We start from the raw sequence: 13,951 nt of genomic DNA, 5'->3' as shown, positions 1-13,951 counted from the left end.
CCGGCGCGGCCCTTGCCGCGCGGACTGCCGCGATCCGCCGGCGGCGTTCCGCGGCCCGCCGGCGGCGTCCTGCCGTCCGCCGTCCCGAGAGGGGGCGTCCTGCCGCCCGCTGTCGCGGCGCCCACGCCCCGACGGAGGCGAGCGTTCGTCCGGCCGCGACGCCGGCGGCGCCGGGGCGGATCGATTTCTCCGCCGGCCCAGAAATACGCGGTAAGCTCCGCGCCCGCCCGCGAAGAGGGCGGGCTGTGCGAGCCCCACACGGAGGAAGCCGGATCATGCTCGAGGACATCATCAAGGAGCTGCGCGAAGGGATCGACAAGGCCATCGAAGCTCTCCGGCGAGACCTGGCGAAGGTGCGCACCGGGCGCGCCAACGCGGCCATGCTCGACGGCATCCGCGTCGATTACTACGGCGTGCCGACGCCGATCGCGCAGATGGCCACGGTGTCCGTGCCGGAGCCCCGGCTCATCACCATCAAGCCCTGGGAGAAGAACCAGGTGAAGGCGATCGAGAAGGCGATCCGGGAGAGCGATCTCGGCTTGAACCCCCAGGTGGACGCGGATCTCATCCGGCTCCCGATCCCGCCGCTGACCGAGGAGCGGCGCCGCGAGATGGTGAAGCTCACCAAGAAGAACGGAGAGGACTGTAAAGTTGCCATCCGGAAGCATCGTCGAGACGCCAACGAGATGATCGACACCCTCGAGAAGGACGGCGAGGTCAGCGGCGACGAGGCCGACCGGTCGAAGAAGAAGGTCGAGGACGTGGTGGCCGAGGGGACGAGGCAGGTCGACACGGTGATCGCGACCAAGGAAAAAGACATCCTGGACGTGTGAGCGGGGCCGCCGCGGCGCCGGCGGCCGAGCGCGAAGGTCGGGCCGCGCGATCCGGCGTCCCTGGCCAGCGCGGGATGGGCCCGGGGCGGGGGGCGAGGGGGCGCGTGGTCTGCGGTCGCCTGGCGCCGCCCGGCGTGAGCGGTGGCGCCGCGCGCGCCTCGTGCGCCTCGTGCGCCTCGTGCGCCTCGTGGAGGACGGCCGGGAGGTGCGTCGCAGTCCTGCCGGCGCGGGGCCCGGGGTGAGCCCGCGCCGGCGCCGGGCCGACGCCCGGGCCGACAATGAAGCGTTCAATGAAAAAGAGGCTTGCGGTCCCCCCGGTCCGAGTCGGTAGGATCAGGAAGGTCGGCGAGTGGACGTCTGAAGACGCCCATTACGGTGCGAGAGGCCCTGCTTGACAGGTTTTCGGTAGCATGAAACGGTTGGTGCTCGAAGCCAAAGGCCCGGAGCCGTCTCAAGGATTCCCGAGGTTATGCGAGCGATCGCTTCAGGAATGACGGACGTTGGTCTCCAACGCGACCACAACGAGGACAGCTACGCCGTCCTGTCGGAGTATGACCTGTTCATCGTCGCGGACGGCATGGGGGGCCACCGCGCGGGGGACGTAGCGAGCAGGCTGGCGACCGAGTCCATCGCGGACTTCTTCCGGTCCACGTCGCGGGAGGACGCCACCTGGCCATTCCACTTCGACACCAGCCTGTCGGAGGAGGAGAACCGGCTCCAGGCGGGCATCCGGGTCGCCAACCGCCAGATCTTCGAGCGCAGCATCCGGTCGCGCGACTGCGCCGGGATGGGCACGACGGTCGTGGGGGCGCTCTTCTCGAAGAAGAAGAACCGCATCTACGTCGGGCACGTCGGCGACAGCCGCGCCTACCGCGTCCGCAAGGGCTCGATCAGCCAGCTCACACGCGATCACTCGCTCTTCAACGACTACATCATGGCGATGCCCGAGCTCACCGAGGAGCAGCGGGCCGAGCTCCCGCGCAACGTCATCACCCGCGCGCTCGGGATGAACGACAGCGTCGCCGTGGACCTGATCAGCGACGAGCCGCAGCCCGGCGACGTCTACCTGCTCTGCTCGGACGGCCTGAGCGGGATGCTCTCGGACGATCAGATCCTCCAGATCGTGAGCTCGACCGAGGAGGTGCCGGAGATGTGCCGCCGCCTCATCGCCAAGGCCAACGAGAACGGCGGCGAGGACAACATCACGGCGCTCGTGATCCGGATCGACGAGCAGGACGAGGCCGAGCTCCCGAACAGCGCGACGATCGGCCCGCCCGCCGACTCGCAGCAGGTCAACATGGGCGAGCGGTCGACGGTCCCGGCGGCGTCGGCCTCGCGCTCCGAGAAGAGCTGACGCGCGAGGGGCGCGGCCTGCGCCCGCGCGGTCCCGGCCTCGCGCTCCGAGGAGCGCCGACGCGCGGGGGGCGCGCGCTCAGCCCCCCGCGCCTGCGGTCGGCTCAGCTCCCGCAGCTGTCGAGGGCGAGGGCGCCCCGCGTGATCTCGCAGGTGTACTGGCCGTCGGTCACGGACGGGCACTCGAAGACGACCCAGATCTTGCCCGCGTCGACCCCCTGCTCGCTGTCCGCGTCGAACCAGAACTGACACTGTTCGTCGGACGTGGAGACGAAGGCGGTGCCGCTCGTCTTCGCCGACGAGAAGATGATGCTGCCGCTGGCGGGCATCTCCTTCGTCGCCGTGGGGCTGATGTCCACGATCTTGATGCGGACCGACGTGGCGGCGGTGCTGTTCTTGAGCTCCAGCGTCGCCGAGACGTCGAAGGAGCCCGAGCCGGTCACGGTGCAGTCGACCGTGGCGCCCTCCTCGCCGTCGGCGACCATGCGGAGCCGCCGGGCCGCGCTCACCTCGCCGAGGACCTCCAGGTGGTTCCCCACGTTGCAGCTGGCGCCCGGTTTGACGAAGTTCAGGGAGTAGGCGCCGCGCGGGGTGGGCGGCGCCGGGTCGCTGCAGCCGAAGCCGAGCAGGGGTAGAAGGCCGAGCACGGGCACGAAGCCGAGGCGGGCGAGACTCATGGCAAGCTCCGGTGGTGGGTGGCGGCCCCGAGGCCGCTCCTCGCTTCTATCGTACTCGAGGGCCCTCGATCAAACGGCGGCCGCGCCCTGCGTGACGGCGCGGCGAGCGCGGGCGGCCGCGCCCCCGCGCCCCGCGCGCGCGATCACCCGCGGGGCGCCAGCGCCTGCGCGTCCTCCAGCGCCTGCGCGACGTCGTTCCAGAGGTCGTCGCTGCCCTCCAGGCCCACCGAGAGCCGGAGGAGGCCGTCGGCGATGCCGAGCGCCTCCCGCGCCGCCGCGGGCACGGAGGCGTGGGTCATGATGGCGGGGTGCTCGGCGAGCGACTCGACGCCGCCGAGGCTCTCGGCGCAGGAGAAGATCGCGAGCCGCTCGAGGAACCGCGAGGCGACGGGGAGGCCGCCGCGCACGACGAACGAGATCATCGCGCCGGGCGCGCGCATCTGCCGCGCGGCGAGCGCGTGGCCGGCGTGCGTGGGCAGGCCGGGGTAGTTCACGGCCTGGACGGCGGGGTGCTCGGCGAGCTTGCCGGCGATGAGCGCGGCCGACGCGCACTGCTGGCGCATGCGCACGCCGAGGGTCTTGATCCCGCGGAGCACGAGGTAGCAATCGAACGGGCTCGGCACGGCGCCGATCGCGTTCTGCAGGAACGCGACCCGCTCGGCGAGCGCGTCCTCCGAGGTGATGAGCGCGCCGCCGACCACGTCCGAGTGCCCGTTCAGGTACTTCGTGGTCGAGTGCGCCACGACGTGGGCGCCGAGGTCGAGCGGCCGCTGGAGCGCCGGCGTGGCGAACGTGTTGTCGACGACGAGCAGCGCCCCGTGCGCGCGCGCGATCTCCGCGATCCCGGCGATGTCGAAGATCTTGAGCATCGGGTTCGTCGGGGTCTCGATCCAGATCATCCGCGTGGCCGGGGTGAGGGCCTTGCGGACGACGTCGAGGTCGCTCATGTCGACCGAGGTCGAGGCGATCCCCATCGGCCGCATGACCTTGTCGAAGAGCCGGAAGGTGCCGCCGTAGACGTCGTCGCCCGAGAGCACGTGATCTCCGGGCCGGAGCGTGTGGAGCAGCGTGGCGGTCGCCGCGGAGCCGCTGCCGAAGGCGAAGCCGTGGCGACCGCCCTCGAGCGCGGCGACGCACGCCTCGAGCGCCTTGCGGGTGGGGTTGCCGCTGCGCGAGTACTCGAACCCCTTGTGCTGGCCCGGCCGCTCCTGGGCGAAGGTGCTCGCGAGGACGATCGGCGTCATCACCGCGCCGCTCGTCGGATCCGGCGGCTGGCCGGCGTGGATGGCGAGCGTGTCGAGGGCGAGCCTGTCGTGACCTAGGTGGGGCTTCATGCGGTCGAGACTTATCCCACGGGCCGCGTGCGTCCACGGTTTTGGCGCCCGCGAGGGCCGGGCGCGCGCGAGCCGCCCGCGCTCCTCGGCCTGCGCCATCCGCGCGGGGAAACCGCGTCGCCGGCGCGCGGAGAGGCCGCGTCGCTAGCCGCGCGGGGAGGCCGCGTCGAAGGCGTCGAGCAGCGCCCGCGCGCTCTCGACGCGCCGCTCCGGATCGCGGTCGAGGGCGCGGGCGAGCGCCCGGCGCTGCCCCGGCGAGAGCGCGCCCGCGGCGGCGAGCGCGTCGAGGCGGAGGCCCGACTCGCCGATCTCGACCAGCATCGCGGCCTGCTCGCGCGCGCGCGTGAGCGGCGCGCCGGTGGCGAAGGCGACGAGGGTCGCGGTCATGGCATAGACGTCGCCGCGCGCGGTCGGCGGCGATTCGCCGCGGGCGATCTCGGGGGCGACGAACGGGAGGGTGCCACGGTCGGCGGTCTCGAGATCGGGATCCATGCCGCGGAACCGCGCGGCGCCGAGGTCGACGAGGCCGATGTCGCCGAGCGGACCGAGCAGCACGTGATCGGGGCCGAGATCGCCGTGGACGAAGCCGATCGGGCCCGCGGCGTCCTCGAGCTCCTGGAGCTCGGCGAGGGTCTCGATGGCGGTGCGGACGACGTGGGCGACGAGCGACGCGGGCGGCGGACGGCCGCGGCCGCGCCATCCGTCGAGCACGTCGCGGAGCGAGGCGCCCTCGCGCCGGCTCTCGAGGAGGAAGGGGCCATGGCGATCGGCGCCGACGCGCGCGAGCGCGGGCAGGGCCGGGTGCCGGGCGAGGGAGAGCGCCTTCGCCTCGCGGACGATGGCGGCGCGCCCGGCGTGCGCGTGGAGGGCGCCGGGGGCGAGGCGCTTGCATACGAATACGAGCGAGGGGCCGAGCGTAGGCCCGCGCGAGGGGACTCCGAGCCGGACCAGCGCCACGTCGAAGGTGGCGCCCGCGCCGAGGTGCTCGACCAGCTCGGTGCCGTCGGGAGCGGGGTAGGGCATGGGCCCTCAGCCGCCCCCTCCCGGCGCCGGGGCCGCCTCGTCGCACTCGCGGAGCCACCGCAGCGCCTCCTCCGCGCCGCCCTTGCCGCGCACCGCGAGCGCCCACCGCGCCTCGCGCCAGCGCGCCACGAAATCGGCCCAGCGCGCAGGCGCGTCGCCCCGGCCGGAGAGGGCGGCGACCCGATCGTCGATGCGCTGGAAGGGGAACACCGGGTTGCCCAGCCCGAACCGCGCCTGCGCCCAGTGGACCACGCTGATGAAGAGGCCGTACCGGCAGCGGCGGGTCGCCTCGTCGACGCCCACGACCGGCGACCTCCAGTCGAGGTGGATGTCGTCGAGCTCCGGCAGCCGCGGCTCGCGCTTGCCCACGCAGATGTGCACCGCCTCCTCATCGGGCCGGTGCACCTCGCGCCAGCTGTCCGCGTCGAGCGGCTCGCCGCCCCGGAGCAGCGAGCCCATGCTCGCGGCGAGGGCGCCGAGCAGCGGGCCTCGCTGGTGCTCGATCCCGCCGAGGATCGTGTCGCGCGCCATGCGGCGGCCGCCCGCCCCGGCGAGCTGGCCGTCGAGGCGCTCGCGCATCGCCGCCGGCTCGGCGTAGACCGCTTTGAATCCCGCGCTCCCGCCGACCCACACGTTGCGCAGATACCTGATCTGCGCCCACAGCCCGAGCGTAGGGTCGATATCGCGGATGCGCTCGAAGATGCGCGCCACCACGTTGACGCACGACGGCCCGAACCGGGTGAGCGCCTCGCCGAGGTCGCGGGGCTCGGGGGCGCCCCAGAACGCGTTGTCCAGGTTGAGCTCCGCCCCGGGGCAGCGAGCGAGCCGGTCGGCGAGGCTCCTCTCCAGCGCCTCGCGCAGCGGGCCCTCCAGCCCGGCGAGGTGCGGGCCCGCGCCTGCGTCGAGTGAGCCGGTCATGCGAACATCGTATCACGCCGGTCGCGCGCATCGCCGCCGGCGTCGCGCCGCGCCGCGCGTCGTCGGCGATCCGCGCGGCGCGGCGCCGACGACGCGCGGCGCGTGCCCGCGGAGCGCGCCGCGGCGGAGCGGGGCGCGATCGCGCGGCGAGCTCGCCGGCGGGCGTCGCCGACGCCGCGCGTGCGGCGGCCTGTGGGATGGCCACGCACCTGCACGGGGGGAGGGCGGCGGCCAACTTTTCTCCGCGTCATGCGGCATATCTCTGCGCTCATCGCGAACGTGATAGAAGTCTTGAGAACGGCATGGATCCCAAGATTTTGGAGATGCTCTTCATCGCTGTTAGCAACGGCGTCGCCCTCTTTATCGGCGCTTACGTCGCGCGCAGATCGGCAGATCTCAGCGCGGGGCGCCGGGCCGAGCACGAGGAGAAGGCGGAGCTCCAGCGACAGCGGCGGGAGGCGCTCCTGGAGCGGCTGGCCCTCCAGCGGCGCGCGCTCGACGACTACGCGCGGATGATCGTCCGGTGGTCGTCGGCGCCCGCGTCCGGGGCGCCGCGCACGCGGGAGGAGGACCTCGCGGCGGACCAGGAGTCCATCGCGATGTACGCGCAGATGGCCAACGCGTTCGGGAGTCGGCAGTTCGCCGAGCAGGCCGCCGCGACGCTGCACGCCGTGCGCGCCGGCCGCGGCAATGTCCAGGTGTTCCCGTTCTCCGTGCAGATCGCCTCCGCCTGCTACCAGGAGATGATCCGGGCGATCTCCGAGCTCGAGAAGGAGATCGGCCTGCCGGCGCCGCGGTCGCCCGCGCGGCCGTTCCTCCCGGACGAGGAGCTCGCGAAGGAGGCGACTCGGCTGTTCTCCAGGAACGTCGTGGAGCGCTCCGGGATCGATCTCGGCATGGTCGACCAGATCCTGGAGCGCGTCCGGGTGAACCCGTCCGAGGAGGCGGACAGCCCCAGGTAGGGGCTCACGCCTCCGGCTTCACTGGCTCCATCCCATCCGGATGAGCGCGTAGAAGATGAGGAGGCGAGGCACCCGGAACAGCACCATGGTGAAGAAGTACCGCGGCGGGATCCGGTACAGCCCCGACAGGTAGCAGAGCATCGAGAAGGGGACCGGCGAGACGCTCCCGATGGCGATGGCCCAGTACCCGTAACGGTCGAACAGCCGATCGATCTTGGGCCGCGTCCGCTCGAGGCGCGCCGCGAAGATGCGGAAGCGCGCGAGGTGGGCTGCGAGCCGGTATCCCGTGCAGCCGGCGAGGAGCGAGGCCGCCGAGATCGCGATCATGGGCGCGACCTGCGAGCCGCCCGAGGTGATCGCCGTCAGCATGTAGAACTGCGGCGGGATCGGGAACGAGAACGCGTCGGCGAGGTAGGTCCCGACGAACATGCCGGCGAGGCCGAAGCGCTCCACGAACCCGCGGCCGAGCGCGTCGAGCTGGTCGCGCGCGAGGTGCGCCGCCAGCGCGATGAGGCCGAAGAGCGCGGCCAGGCTGAGCACCAGCTGGACCAGCGTGCGCCACAGATCTCGCCGGTCCTCGCGCGGGCGCGCCTCGCTCGCTTGCTGGCTCAGACCGCCTCCTGCCGGCGGCGCTGGAGCCGCTCGATGATCCGCCTGCTGCGGAGCGTGCTCTGGAAGATCCGCGTCGCCTTCTCGAGGGCGTCGAGGAGCCGCTGCGCGTCGCCGTGCTTGTCGACGTACGCGAACGGCCGGTGCGCGTTGATGACCTCGAACGAGTCCTGCTCGTCCTGAACCGCCGAATAGAAGATCACGGGCACTTCGGGCTGCACCTTGCGGATCTGGTCGCAGACCCAGAAGCCGTCCTGCCCCGACATCCGCACATCGATGATCACGGCGCAGGTGTCCTCGGTGAACGCGGCGACCCCGTCCAGGGCCGAGGCGCACACGACGAGGCGATATCGCTCCGAGAGGAGGGCGCCGAGCGGCTGCCAGAGGCCCCTGTCCTCGTCGACGACGAGCACGAGAGGAAGCCGCGTGGACTCGGGCTTCTCACGATCCGGCCGCTGGGCTGGATCGGCCCCGAGCAGGGTATCGGATTCCTTGGAGGGCATTCGGCGTGGATCGTGGAGGGCGCGTCGGGACGCCCATGACACAATGTACCACGCCCTGCGCATCGAGCCAGCGCGGCGGCGCGCTCGGCCGGCGCGTCGTCTCCTGCGCGTCGAGCTCGGCGCGCGGCGCGCAGGAGACAGCGGCGCGCAGCGGGAGACAGCGCGCCGCGCAGCGGGAGACAGCGCGCCGCGGGCGTGGCTCCGGCGCGCGGGGTCGTGCCGCGGGCGGCCGCGCCGTGGGCGGCGGCCTGGGATTCGTCTATGCTGGGCGCCGAGGCGCGGCCTCATGGTGAGGCCTGCAGGCCGTTTGCAACGCGCCGCGATCCGGCCGGATCGCGCGCTCGCCTTCTCGTGCGCTGACCCGGTCTGCCGGTCGGCAGCGGGTCGCTCGCCGGGGAGAGCCCCACAACCGAGATGAGCTGCCCATGAAGAACGCAGGACTCCGATCGATCCCCCTCGTCATCGCCGCTCTCGGCCTCTTTGCCGCGGGGTGCAAGGACGAAGACAACTTGCACGCGTGCAGTGAGCTCTGCAAGCACCGCATCCTCTGCGCGGAAGAGCAAGGGGACCCGCCGCCGAGCAAGACGAGCTGTGAGACCGCGTGCCTCGGCATCGAGGGAGAGGGCCTCGTGGAGCGAACCGAGGAGTGCGTGAACGAGGCGTCGTGCGATTACGTGGCGTGCGCGGACCCCTGAGCCCGGCGGGCGCGCGGGCCGCGGGAGGCGGGGCGCGCCGCGCCTCCCGGCCGGGAGGCCGGCGCGATGACGGCCGGCGCGATCACGGCTCCGCGTCGCACTCGGGCGCGTCGCGGAGCTTGCCCGAGGCGAGCGGCGCGTCGAAGCGCAGGAGATCGAGATCGACGAGATCGAGGCGCTTGAACGTCAGGTTCAGCGGGCCGACCGACACGCCGGCTTCCGCCTCGGCGTAGGCGCGCACGCCGCCGTCGACCCGCGCGTCGTACGAGCAGTAGGGCGGCCCGGTCTCCGCGCTGACGCGCGCGTACGCCTGGACTCCCACGTTCGGGCCGAGGATGCCGTACAGGCGCGACCGGAGCTCCGCGCCGGCGCTCACCTTGCCGGACGCCGTGATCGCGCCGGGCGCCCCGATCGAGGCCGTCCCCGAGGCCGAGCACGAGGGCTCCCAGATCGTGCGCCACTTCCCGTTCTTGTAGTCGACCCCGGCCTCGATCTCGGCGGTCGTCTGCGCCTCGGCCGTCACCTCGGCGGCCGTGAACGACAGCCCCACGTCGGCCGTCGCCCTCGGCACGACGTTCGTCGTGACGACGATGGGCACGGGCCCCACCCAGAACGTCAGCGTCGGCAGCGGTATGCTCGGGACGCCCCCGGCGAGCTCGAGGAGATCGACCGAGCAGCTCCCCGTGACCGTGCCGGCGCCCTGGAGCGTGGCGCTCACGTCGAGCCTGCCCGAGGCGACGAAGCGGAGCTGCTTCAGCTCCGGGACCGGGTTGATCCCGCCGCGCGGGCCGACGTGGACCTCGAGGTCGAGCACCGGCGAGAGCTCGGCCGTGACGTCGAGCGCCGCCGTCCCGTGCGCGGTGACCCCGCACGAGGCCGGGAGAGAGGCCGAGGAGAGCTCGAAGAGCTTCAAGGAGGCGCCGGACGCGATCTTCAGGGCCTCCGCCTGGCGCGCGATCGGCTCGTCGCCCTCCAGGCCGAGCTCGCGGGCGCGCGCGAGGTGATCGTCGATGGCCTGCGCGTACTCGCGCGCGTCGTAGTGGACGTGGACGTGCCCTTCGGTGATGAACTCCGTGAGGTCGGCGGGCGTCGTCTCGAGCGCGACCCGCGCCGCGTCGAGCGCGCGGACGCGCACGACGCGGGCGAGGTAGCCGCCTCCCTGCGTGCCGCCGAGCACGTCGCCCGCGGCGAACGGCGGCAGGCTGCCGTCGTGGGTGATGACGAGCTCGCGCTCCCCGAGCTCCGCGGCGACGAACCCCGGCTCCTTCTCGGGCACGCGGGCGCGCTCGGACATCTTGAGGGGCTGGACGACATCGACGGCGCCGGGGGCCGGCAGCTCGGCAGGATCCGCGACGTCGTCCGCCGGGGCGGCGCACGCCGCGAGCCCGGACGCGCCGATCGCGAGAAAAACGGCGGAGATGAGCCGCGCGGCCAGCGCGCGGCTCCGAGGGAGCGTTGTTTTCATGCGCGCGGACGCTATGCGGGCACTGTGGCGAACCGGTTACAGCGGCGAGACTTGCTGTCTCCGGGAGCTGGGATAAAGGCTCACCGCGATGGATGGATATCCATGAATCGATGTCTCCGGGGCTCGCGAAGAGCACTTATTGAATCGAGCGATGTGCGGAGCCCCGCGCGACGCGCTCATGAAATGCCGCACGACGCGCTCGTGACGTGACGTGCGAGCGCGCTCATGAGGTGGCGCTCGACGCGCCGATGAGACGACGTGCGAGCGCGCTCATGAGGGGATGCGCGAACGCGCTCATCGAGGGCGACGGCGTGGAGCGCGTCGCGCGCTCGGACCGGGGCGCGCATCGCGCTCGCGTGGGGCAGCCGAGAGAGGGTGGGCCGCGGCTCCGGGTAGGAGGAAGAAGGCAGCGCGCGGAGATCGCGCGTGTCGTTCCCGCGGGCATGCCGCGTCGGGGGCCGGCGGGTCGCCGGGCGAGCCGCTGCGCGGGCTTTGCTGGAGGCGCCGCGCTCGTCCGGCGGTCGCTCGCCGGGCGCCGCGCCTCGTCGTTCGGGAGGCGCCGCGAACGATGCCGCGGCGCTCGGGCGAGGAGCCCGGCAGGCCCGCCTCGGCGGTCTGCTGCTCCGTCGTGGGGCGATCGGCCTCCGGGGCGCCCGTCGCTTGCTGGGCGGCCTCGGGCTTGTCCTACCTGGGGTGAGTAACGGGATTCGAACCCGCGACAACTGGAGCCACAATCCAGTGCTCTACCAACTGAGCTATACCCACCGTTCTTCGCGGCCCGGGGGCTGCGAAGGCCTGGCAGAATACTCAGCTCCGCGCAGAGTGCAATCGGGTAAACGCACGGCGCGTCGCTCTTTTTTTGTTTCGGGCTGCTCCGGGCTTACTCCCGGCCTCCCCCCGGCGCGCCGGCGGCCCGCGCCGCCCGTGCCGGGCGGTCCCGCGGGCCGCCGCCCTCAGAGCGTCGCCCACCGGCGCAGCGCCACCCGGCGGGCGCGGTCGAGGTCCGCGCGGTGGCGCGTCGAGATCGGCGCGCGCTGCGCGGGCGGCGGCCCCGACGCGCCCGCCGGCTCGTCCGCCTCGCGGCCGGAGGCGGCGATCAGCGCGGCGGCGAGCGAGCTCTCGATCGCGGCCAGGTCGTAGCCGCCCTCCAGGAAGACGGCGAGCCGCCCCCCCGCCTTCGCGGCCGCCATCGCCGCGAGCCGGCGGCCCATCGCCGCGTAGGCCGAGCGCGACAGCTTCATCGCCGCGAGCGGATCGCGCTCGTGGGCGTCGAACCCCGCCGAGACCAGGATGAGCTCGGGCGCGTACTCGTCGAGCACCGGCAGGACGAGCTCGTCGAACGCCGCCTCGTAGACCGGGTCCGTCGCCCCGTCGGAGAGCGGCACGTTCACCGTGTAGCCGGCGCCCTCGCCGCCGCCGATCTCCTCGGCGGAGCCGGTGCCCGGGTAGAACGGCCACTGGTGCAGCGAGCAGAACAGCACCCGCGGGTCGTCCCAGAAGATGTCCTGCGTGCCGTTGCCGTGGTGCACGTCGAAGTCGATCACCGCCACCCGCGACAGCCCGCTGCTCAGCGCGGCCCTCGCCGCCACGGCGACGTTGTTCAGGAGGCAGAAGCCCATGCCCGCCTCGCGCGTCGCGTGGTGGCCGGGCGGGCGCAGCAGCGCGACGCCGAGCCGACCGGGGCCGGCGAGCACCGCCTCGACCAGCGCCACCGCGGCGCCGGCGCCCCGCCTCGCCGCGTCGACCGAGCGCGGGACGACGTACGTGTCGGGATCGAGCGCCGCGTAGTGCCCGCTGACCCGATCCAGCGACTCGAGGTACCGGGGCGCGTGGACCCGGGCGAGCTCGTCCTCGGTGGCGTCGCGCGCCGCGACGCGCTCGATCGAGAGGCCCGCCGCGGCGCAGCGCTCGATCGCGCGGCGGGCGGCCTCGAGCCGCTCCGGGCGCTCGGGGTGCGCGCCGCGCGCGCGGTGTTGCTCGAACAGCGCGTCGTCGACGACGTAGAGGCGCGGGGCTTCGGAGTGCGGGTGATTCAAGTGCACCATGAGCTGGGTGGAGAGTTGTAGCAGCGCCGCAGCGGATGGTAGCTTGCCCTGAGCCCCCGAAAGAAGGAGTGGAGACGCAGGATGCGCGGAAAGATCATCGCAGTCTTCGCCGTGATTGTCCTCATGGTCGGAGGGCTCTCGTACGCCCTCACGCGCGCCTCCCTCGCGGAGATGGGGCGGCCCGGCGAGGCGTCGCGCGCGCTCGCGGCCGCCATGGCGCAGCTCCAGGTGGACGGCCTCGTGCTGGAGCGGTGGCTCGCCTCCCACGCGAGCGACCCGAAGCTGCGCGAGCCGTTCAACGCCGGCACCGCCCCGGCCCGCGCCGAGGCGGCCACCAGCGCCGCCAACGCGATCCGGGAGGCGGTCGCCGCCTCGCCCGAGCTCGGCAGGACCCCGCCCTCCCTCGTGGTCCTGGTGGACACGAAGGGCGTGGTGCTCGGACGGAACGGCTCCGCGCTCATGCGCGGGGACAACCTCGGCGCCGTCTACCCGTCGCTGAAGCGCGCCATCGAGCAGGGGGTGACCGGCTCGGACGTGTGGGTGAGCCGGGCGCGCAACGAGCAGCTGCTCGCGTCCTACGCGCCGATCCGCAGCGACGCCGGGCAGATCATCGGCGCCGTCGCGGTGGGCACCGCGCTGAACGACGAGCGGCTGACCAACGCGAGCGAGCGCACGAGCGGGCGGCTCCTCGTGGTCGCGATGCAGTCGGGCGACGGGCTCGACGTCGTCGCGAAGTCGCGCGACACCCCCCCGCAGCTCGTCGCGGCGCTCACGGCGTCGCCGGCGAAGGACAGCGCGCTCCACGCGCTGAGCTCCGGGAGGGCGGTCGACATCGGCGGGCTGTCCGGCGAGTACGGCGCCGTCGGGCACGCGCTCGAAGGCTACGGCGACGGGCGGCGGGCGGTGCTCCTCAGCATCGCGCAGATCCGGACGCCGGGGCTCGCGAGCTCGCTGCTCTGGCCGATGCTCGGCGTCACCGCGCTCGGGCTCGTGCTCGTCGTGATCGCCGCCTACTTCCTGGACGCGTACATCTCGCAGCCGGTGTCCGAGATCGAGGACGGCCTGCTCGCGATCATGAACGGCCGGACCGACCTCCGGTTCGGGATCGAGCACGCCGAGCTCGGCGGGCTCGTGTTCCGGCTGAACTCGCTCCTGAACCAGCTGCTCGGCGTGCAGGAGGACGAGACCGACGCCGAGGGGCGCCCGTCGCGCGCGCCCACGTCGGCGTCGTTCCGGGACGCCCTCGAGGTCGACGAGCGGATGGCCGCGCTGTCCCCCGGCGAGATCCCGGCCGACGCCAAGGCGCTCCTCGAGGAGCCGGAGGACGCCTACTACGCGCGCATCTTCGCCGAGTACATCGCGGCGAAGCGGTCGCTCGGCGACCCGGTGGATCACATCACCCGCGACGCGTTCGTCGCCCGCCTCAAGGCGAGCGAGCAGGAGCTCGGGCGGAAGCACGGCAAGCCGATGCGCTACAAGATCGAGGTGCGCGGCAAGGAGGTCGTGCTCCTCGCCGTGCCGCTCGCCTGACGCG

Annotated in this window: 13 protein-coding genes and 1 tRNA gene; 5 read left to right on the top strand and 9 right to left on the bottom strand. The window is 73.1% G+C overall.

All coding sequences use genetic code 11. From position 1 onward, the window contains the following. Positions 1–275 precede the first annotated feature (275 nt). Positions 276–833, top strand: coding sequence for a ribosome recycling factor (gene frr / locus WME83_RS37245; RefSeq protein WP_437314455.1), 558 nt, complete (start codon positions 276–278; stop codon positions 831–833). 490 nt (positions 834–1,323) lie between these two features. Beyond that, positions 1,324–2,187, top strand: a complete 864-nt coding sequence (locus tag WME83_RS37240) for a Stp1/IreP family PP2C-type Ser/Thr phosphatase (RefSeq protein WP_236644138.1) — start codon at positions 1,324–1,326, stop codon at positions 2,185–2,187. A 103-nt stretch (positions 2,188–2,290) separates the two neighbouring features. Here the strand turns inward: WME83_RS37240 and WME83_RS37235 are convergent, their stop codons facing one another. The 4 genes from WME83_RS37235 to WME83_RS37220 all read right to left on the bottom strand — a co-directional run bounded on the left by WME83_RS37235 (position 2,291) and on the right by WME83_RS37220 (position 6,138). Beyond that, on the bottom strand, positions 2,291–2,863 hold the full coding sequence (locus WME83_RS37235; protein ID WP_437314454.1) for a hypothetical protein: 573 nt from the start codon (positions 2,861–2,863) through the stop codon (positions 2,291–2,293). Between the two features lie 143 nt (positions 2,864–3,006). Next, the gene (locus tag WME83_RS37230; RefSeq protein ID WP_437314453.1) at positions 3,007–4,197 is read right to left on the bottom strand and encodes a cystathionine gamma-synthase; all 1,191 of its coding nucleotides are present in this window, start codon (positions 4,195–4,197) and stop codon (positions 3,007–3,009) included. Between the two features lie 144 nt (positions 4,198–4,341). Next, positions 4,342–5,220: a protein kinase domain-containing protein gene (locus WME83_RS37225; RefSeq protein ID WP_437314452.1), complete on the bottom strand. Its 879-nt coding sequence runs from the start codon at positions 5,218–5,220 to the stop codon at positions 4,342–4,344. 6 nt (positions 5,221–5,226) lie between these two features. Continuing rightward, on the bottom strand, positions 5,227–6,138 hold the full coding sequence (locus tag WME83_RS37220; RefSeq protein WP_437314451.1) for a hypothetical protein: 912 nt from the start codon (positions 6,136–6,138) through the stop codon (positions 5,227–5,229). A 323-nt stretch (positions 6,139–6,461) separates the two neighbouring features. Here WME83_RS37220 and WME83_RS37215 point away from each other — a divergent pair, with 323 nt between their 5' ends. Beyond that, entirely contained in the window at positions 6,462–7,100 is a 639-nt protein-coding gene (locus WME83_RS37215) for a hypothetical protein (protein WP_437314450.1), read from the top strand. 18 nt (positions 7,101–7,118) lie between these two features. Here the strand turns inward: WME83_RS37215 and WME83_RS37210 are convergent, their stop codons facing one another. Both WME83_RS37210 and WME83_RS37205 read right to left on the bottom strand, forming a co-directional pair. Beyond that, a complete protein-coding gene (locus WME83_RS37210) occupies positions 7,119–7,640 on the bottom strand; it encodes a YqaA family protein (protein WP_437314449.1) in 522 nt (173 codons plus the stop codon). 68 nt (positions 7,641–7,708) lie between these two features. Further along, entirely contained in the window at positions 7,709–8,212 is a 504-nt protein-coding gene (locus tag WME83_RS37205; protein ID WP_020739320.1) for a response regulator, read from the bottom strand. A 425-nt stretch (positions 8,213–8,637) separates the two neighbouring features. On the opposite strand from WME83_RS37205, the gene WME83_RS37200 reads away from it, so the two are divergent. Continuing rightward, a complete protein-coding gene (locus tag WME83_RS37200) occupies positions 8,638–8,907 on the top strand; it encodes a hypothetical protein (RefSeq protein ID WP_020739319.1) in 270 nt (89 codons plus the stop codon). Between the two features lie 82 nt (positions 8,908–8,989). Here the strand turns inward: WME83_RS37200 and WME83_RS37195 are convergent, their stop codons facing one another. The 3 genes from WME83_RS37195 to WME83_RS37185 form a co-directional block, all read right to left on the bottom strand. Then, positions 8,990–10,372 carry a hypothetical protein gene (locus tag WME83_RS37195; RefSeq protein WP_437314448.1) on the bottom strand — a complete coding sequence of 461 codons (1,383 nt, stop codon included), beginning with the start codon at positions 10,370–10,372 and terminating at the stop codon, positions 8,990–8,992. Positions 10,373–11,061: 689 nt separating this feature from the next. Then, positions 11,062–11,137 (bottom strand) — tRNA-His (locus WME83_RS37190). A gap of 188 nt (positions 11,138–11,325) precedes the next feature. After that, positions 11,326–12,417, bottom strand: a complete 1,092-nt coding sequence (locus WME83_RS37185) for a histone deacetylase family protein (RefSeq protein ID WP_437314447.1) — start codon at positions 12,415–12,417, stop codon at positions 11,326–11,328. 81 nt (positions 12,418–12,498) lie between these two features. Between WME83_RS37185 and WME83_RS37180 the strand changes: the two genes are divergently transcribed. Further along, entirely contained in the window at positions 12,499–13,947 is a 1,449-nt protein-coding gene (locus tag WME83_RS37180; RefSeq protein ID WP_437314446.1) for an MXAN_5187 C-terminal domain-containing protein, read from the top strand. The last annotated feature ends 4 nt before the right edge of the window (positions 13,948–13,951 follow it).

Origin of the sequence: Sorangium sp. So ce385 (assembly GCF_051474135.1) — a bacterium.
Lineage (GTDB): Bacteria > Myxococcota_A > Polyangia > Polyangiales > Polyangiaceae > Sorangium > Sorangium cellulosum_D.
Note: the sequence above shows the minus strand (reverse complement) of the source record. Positions and strands in the feature narration are given on the sequence as shown.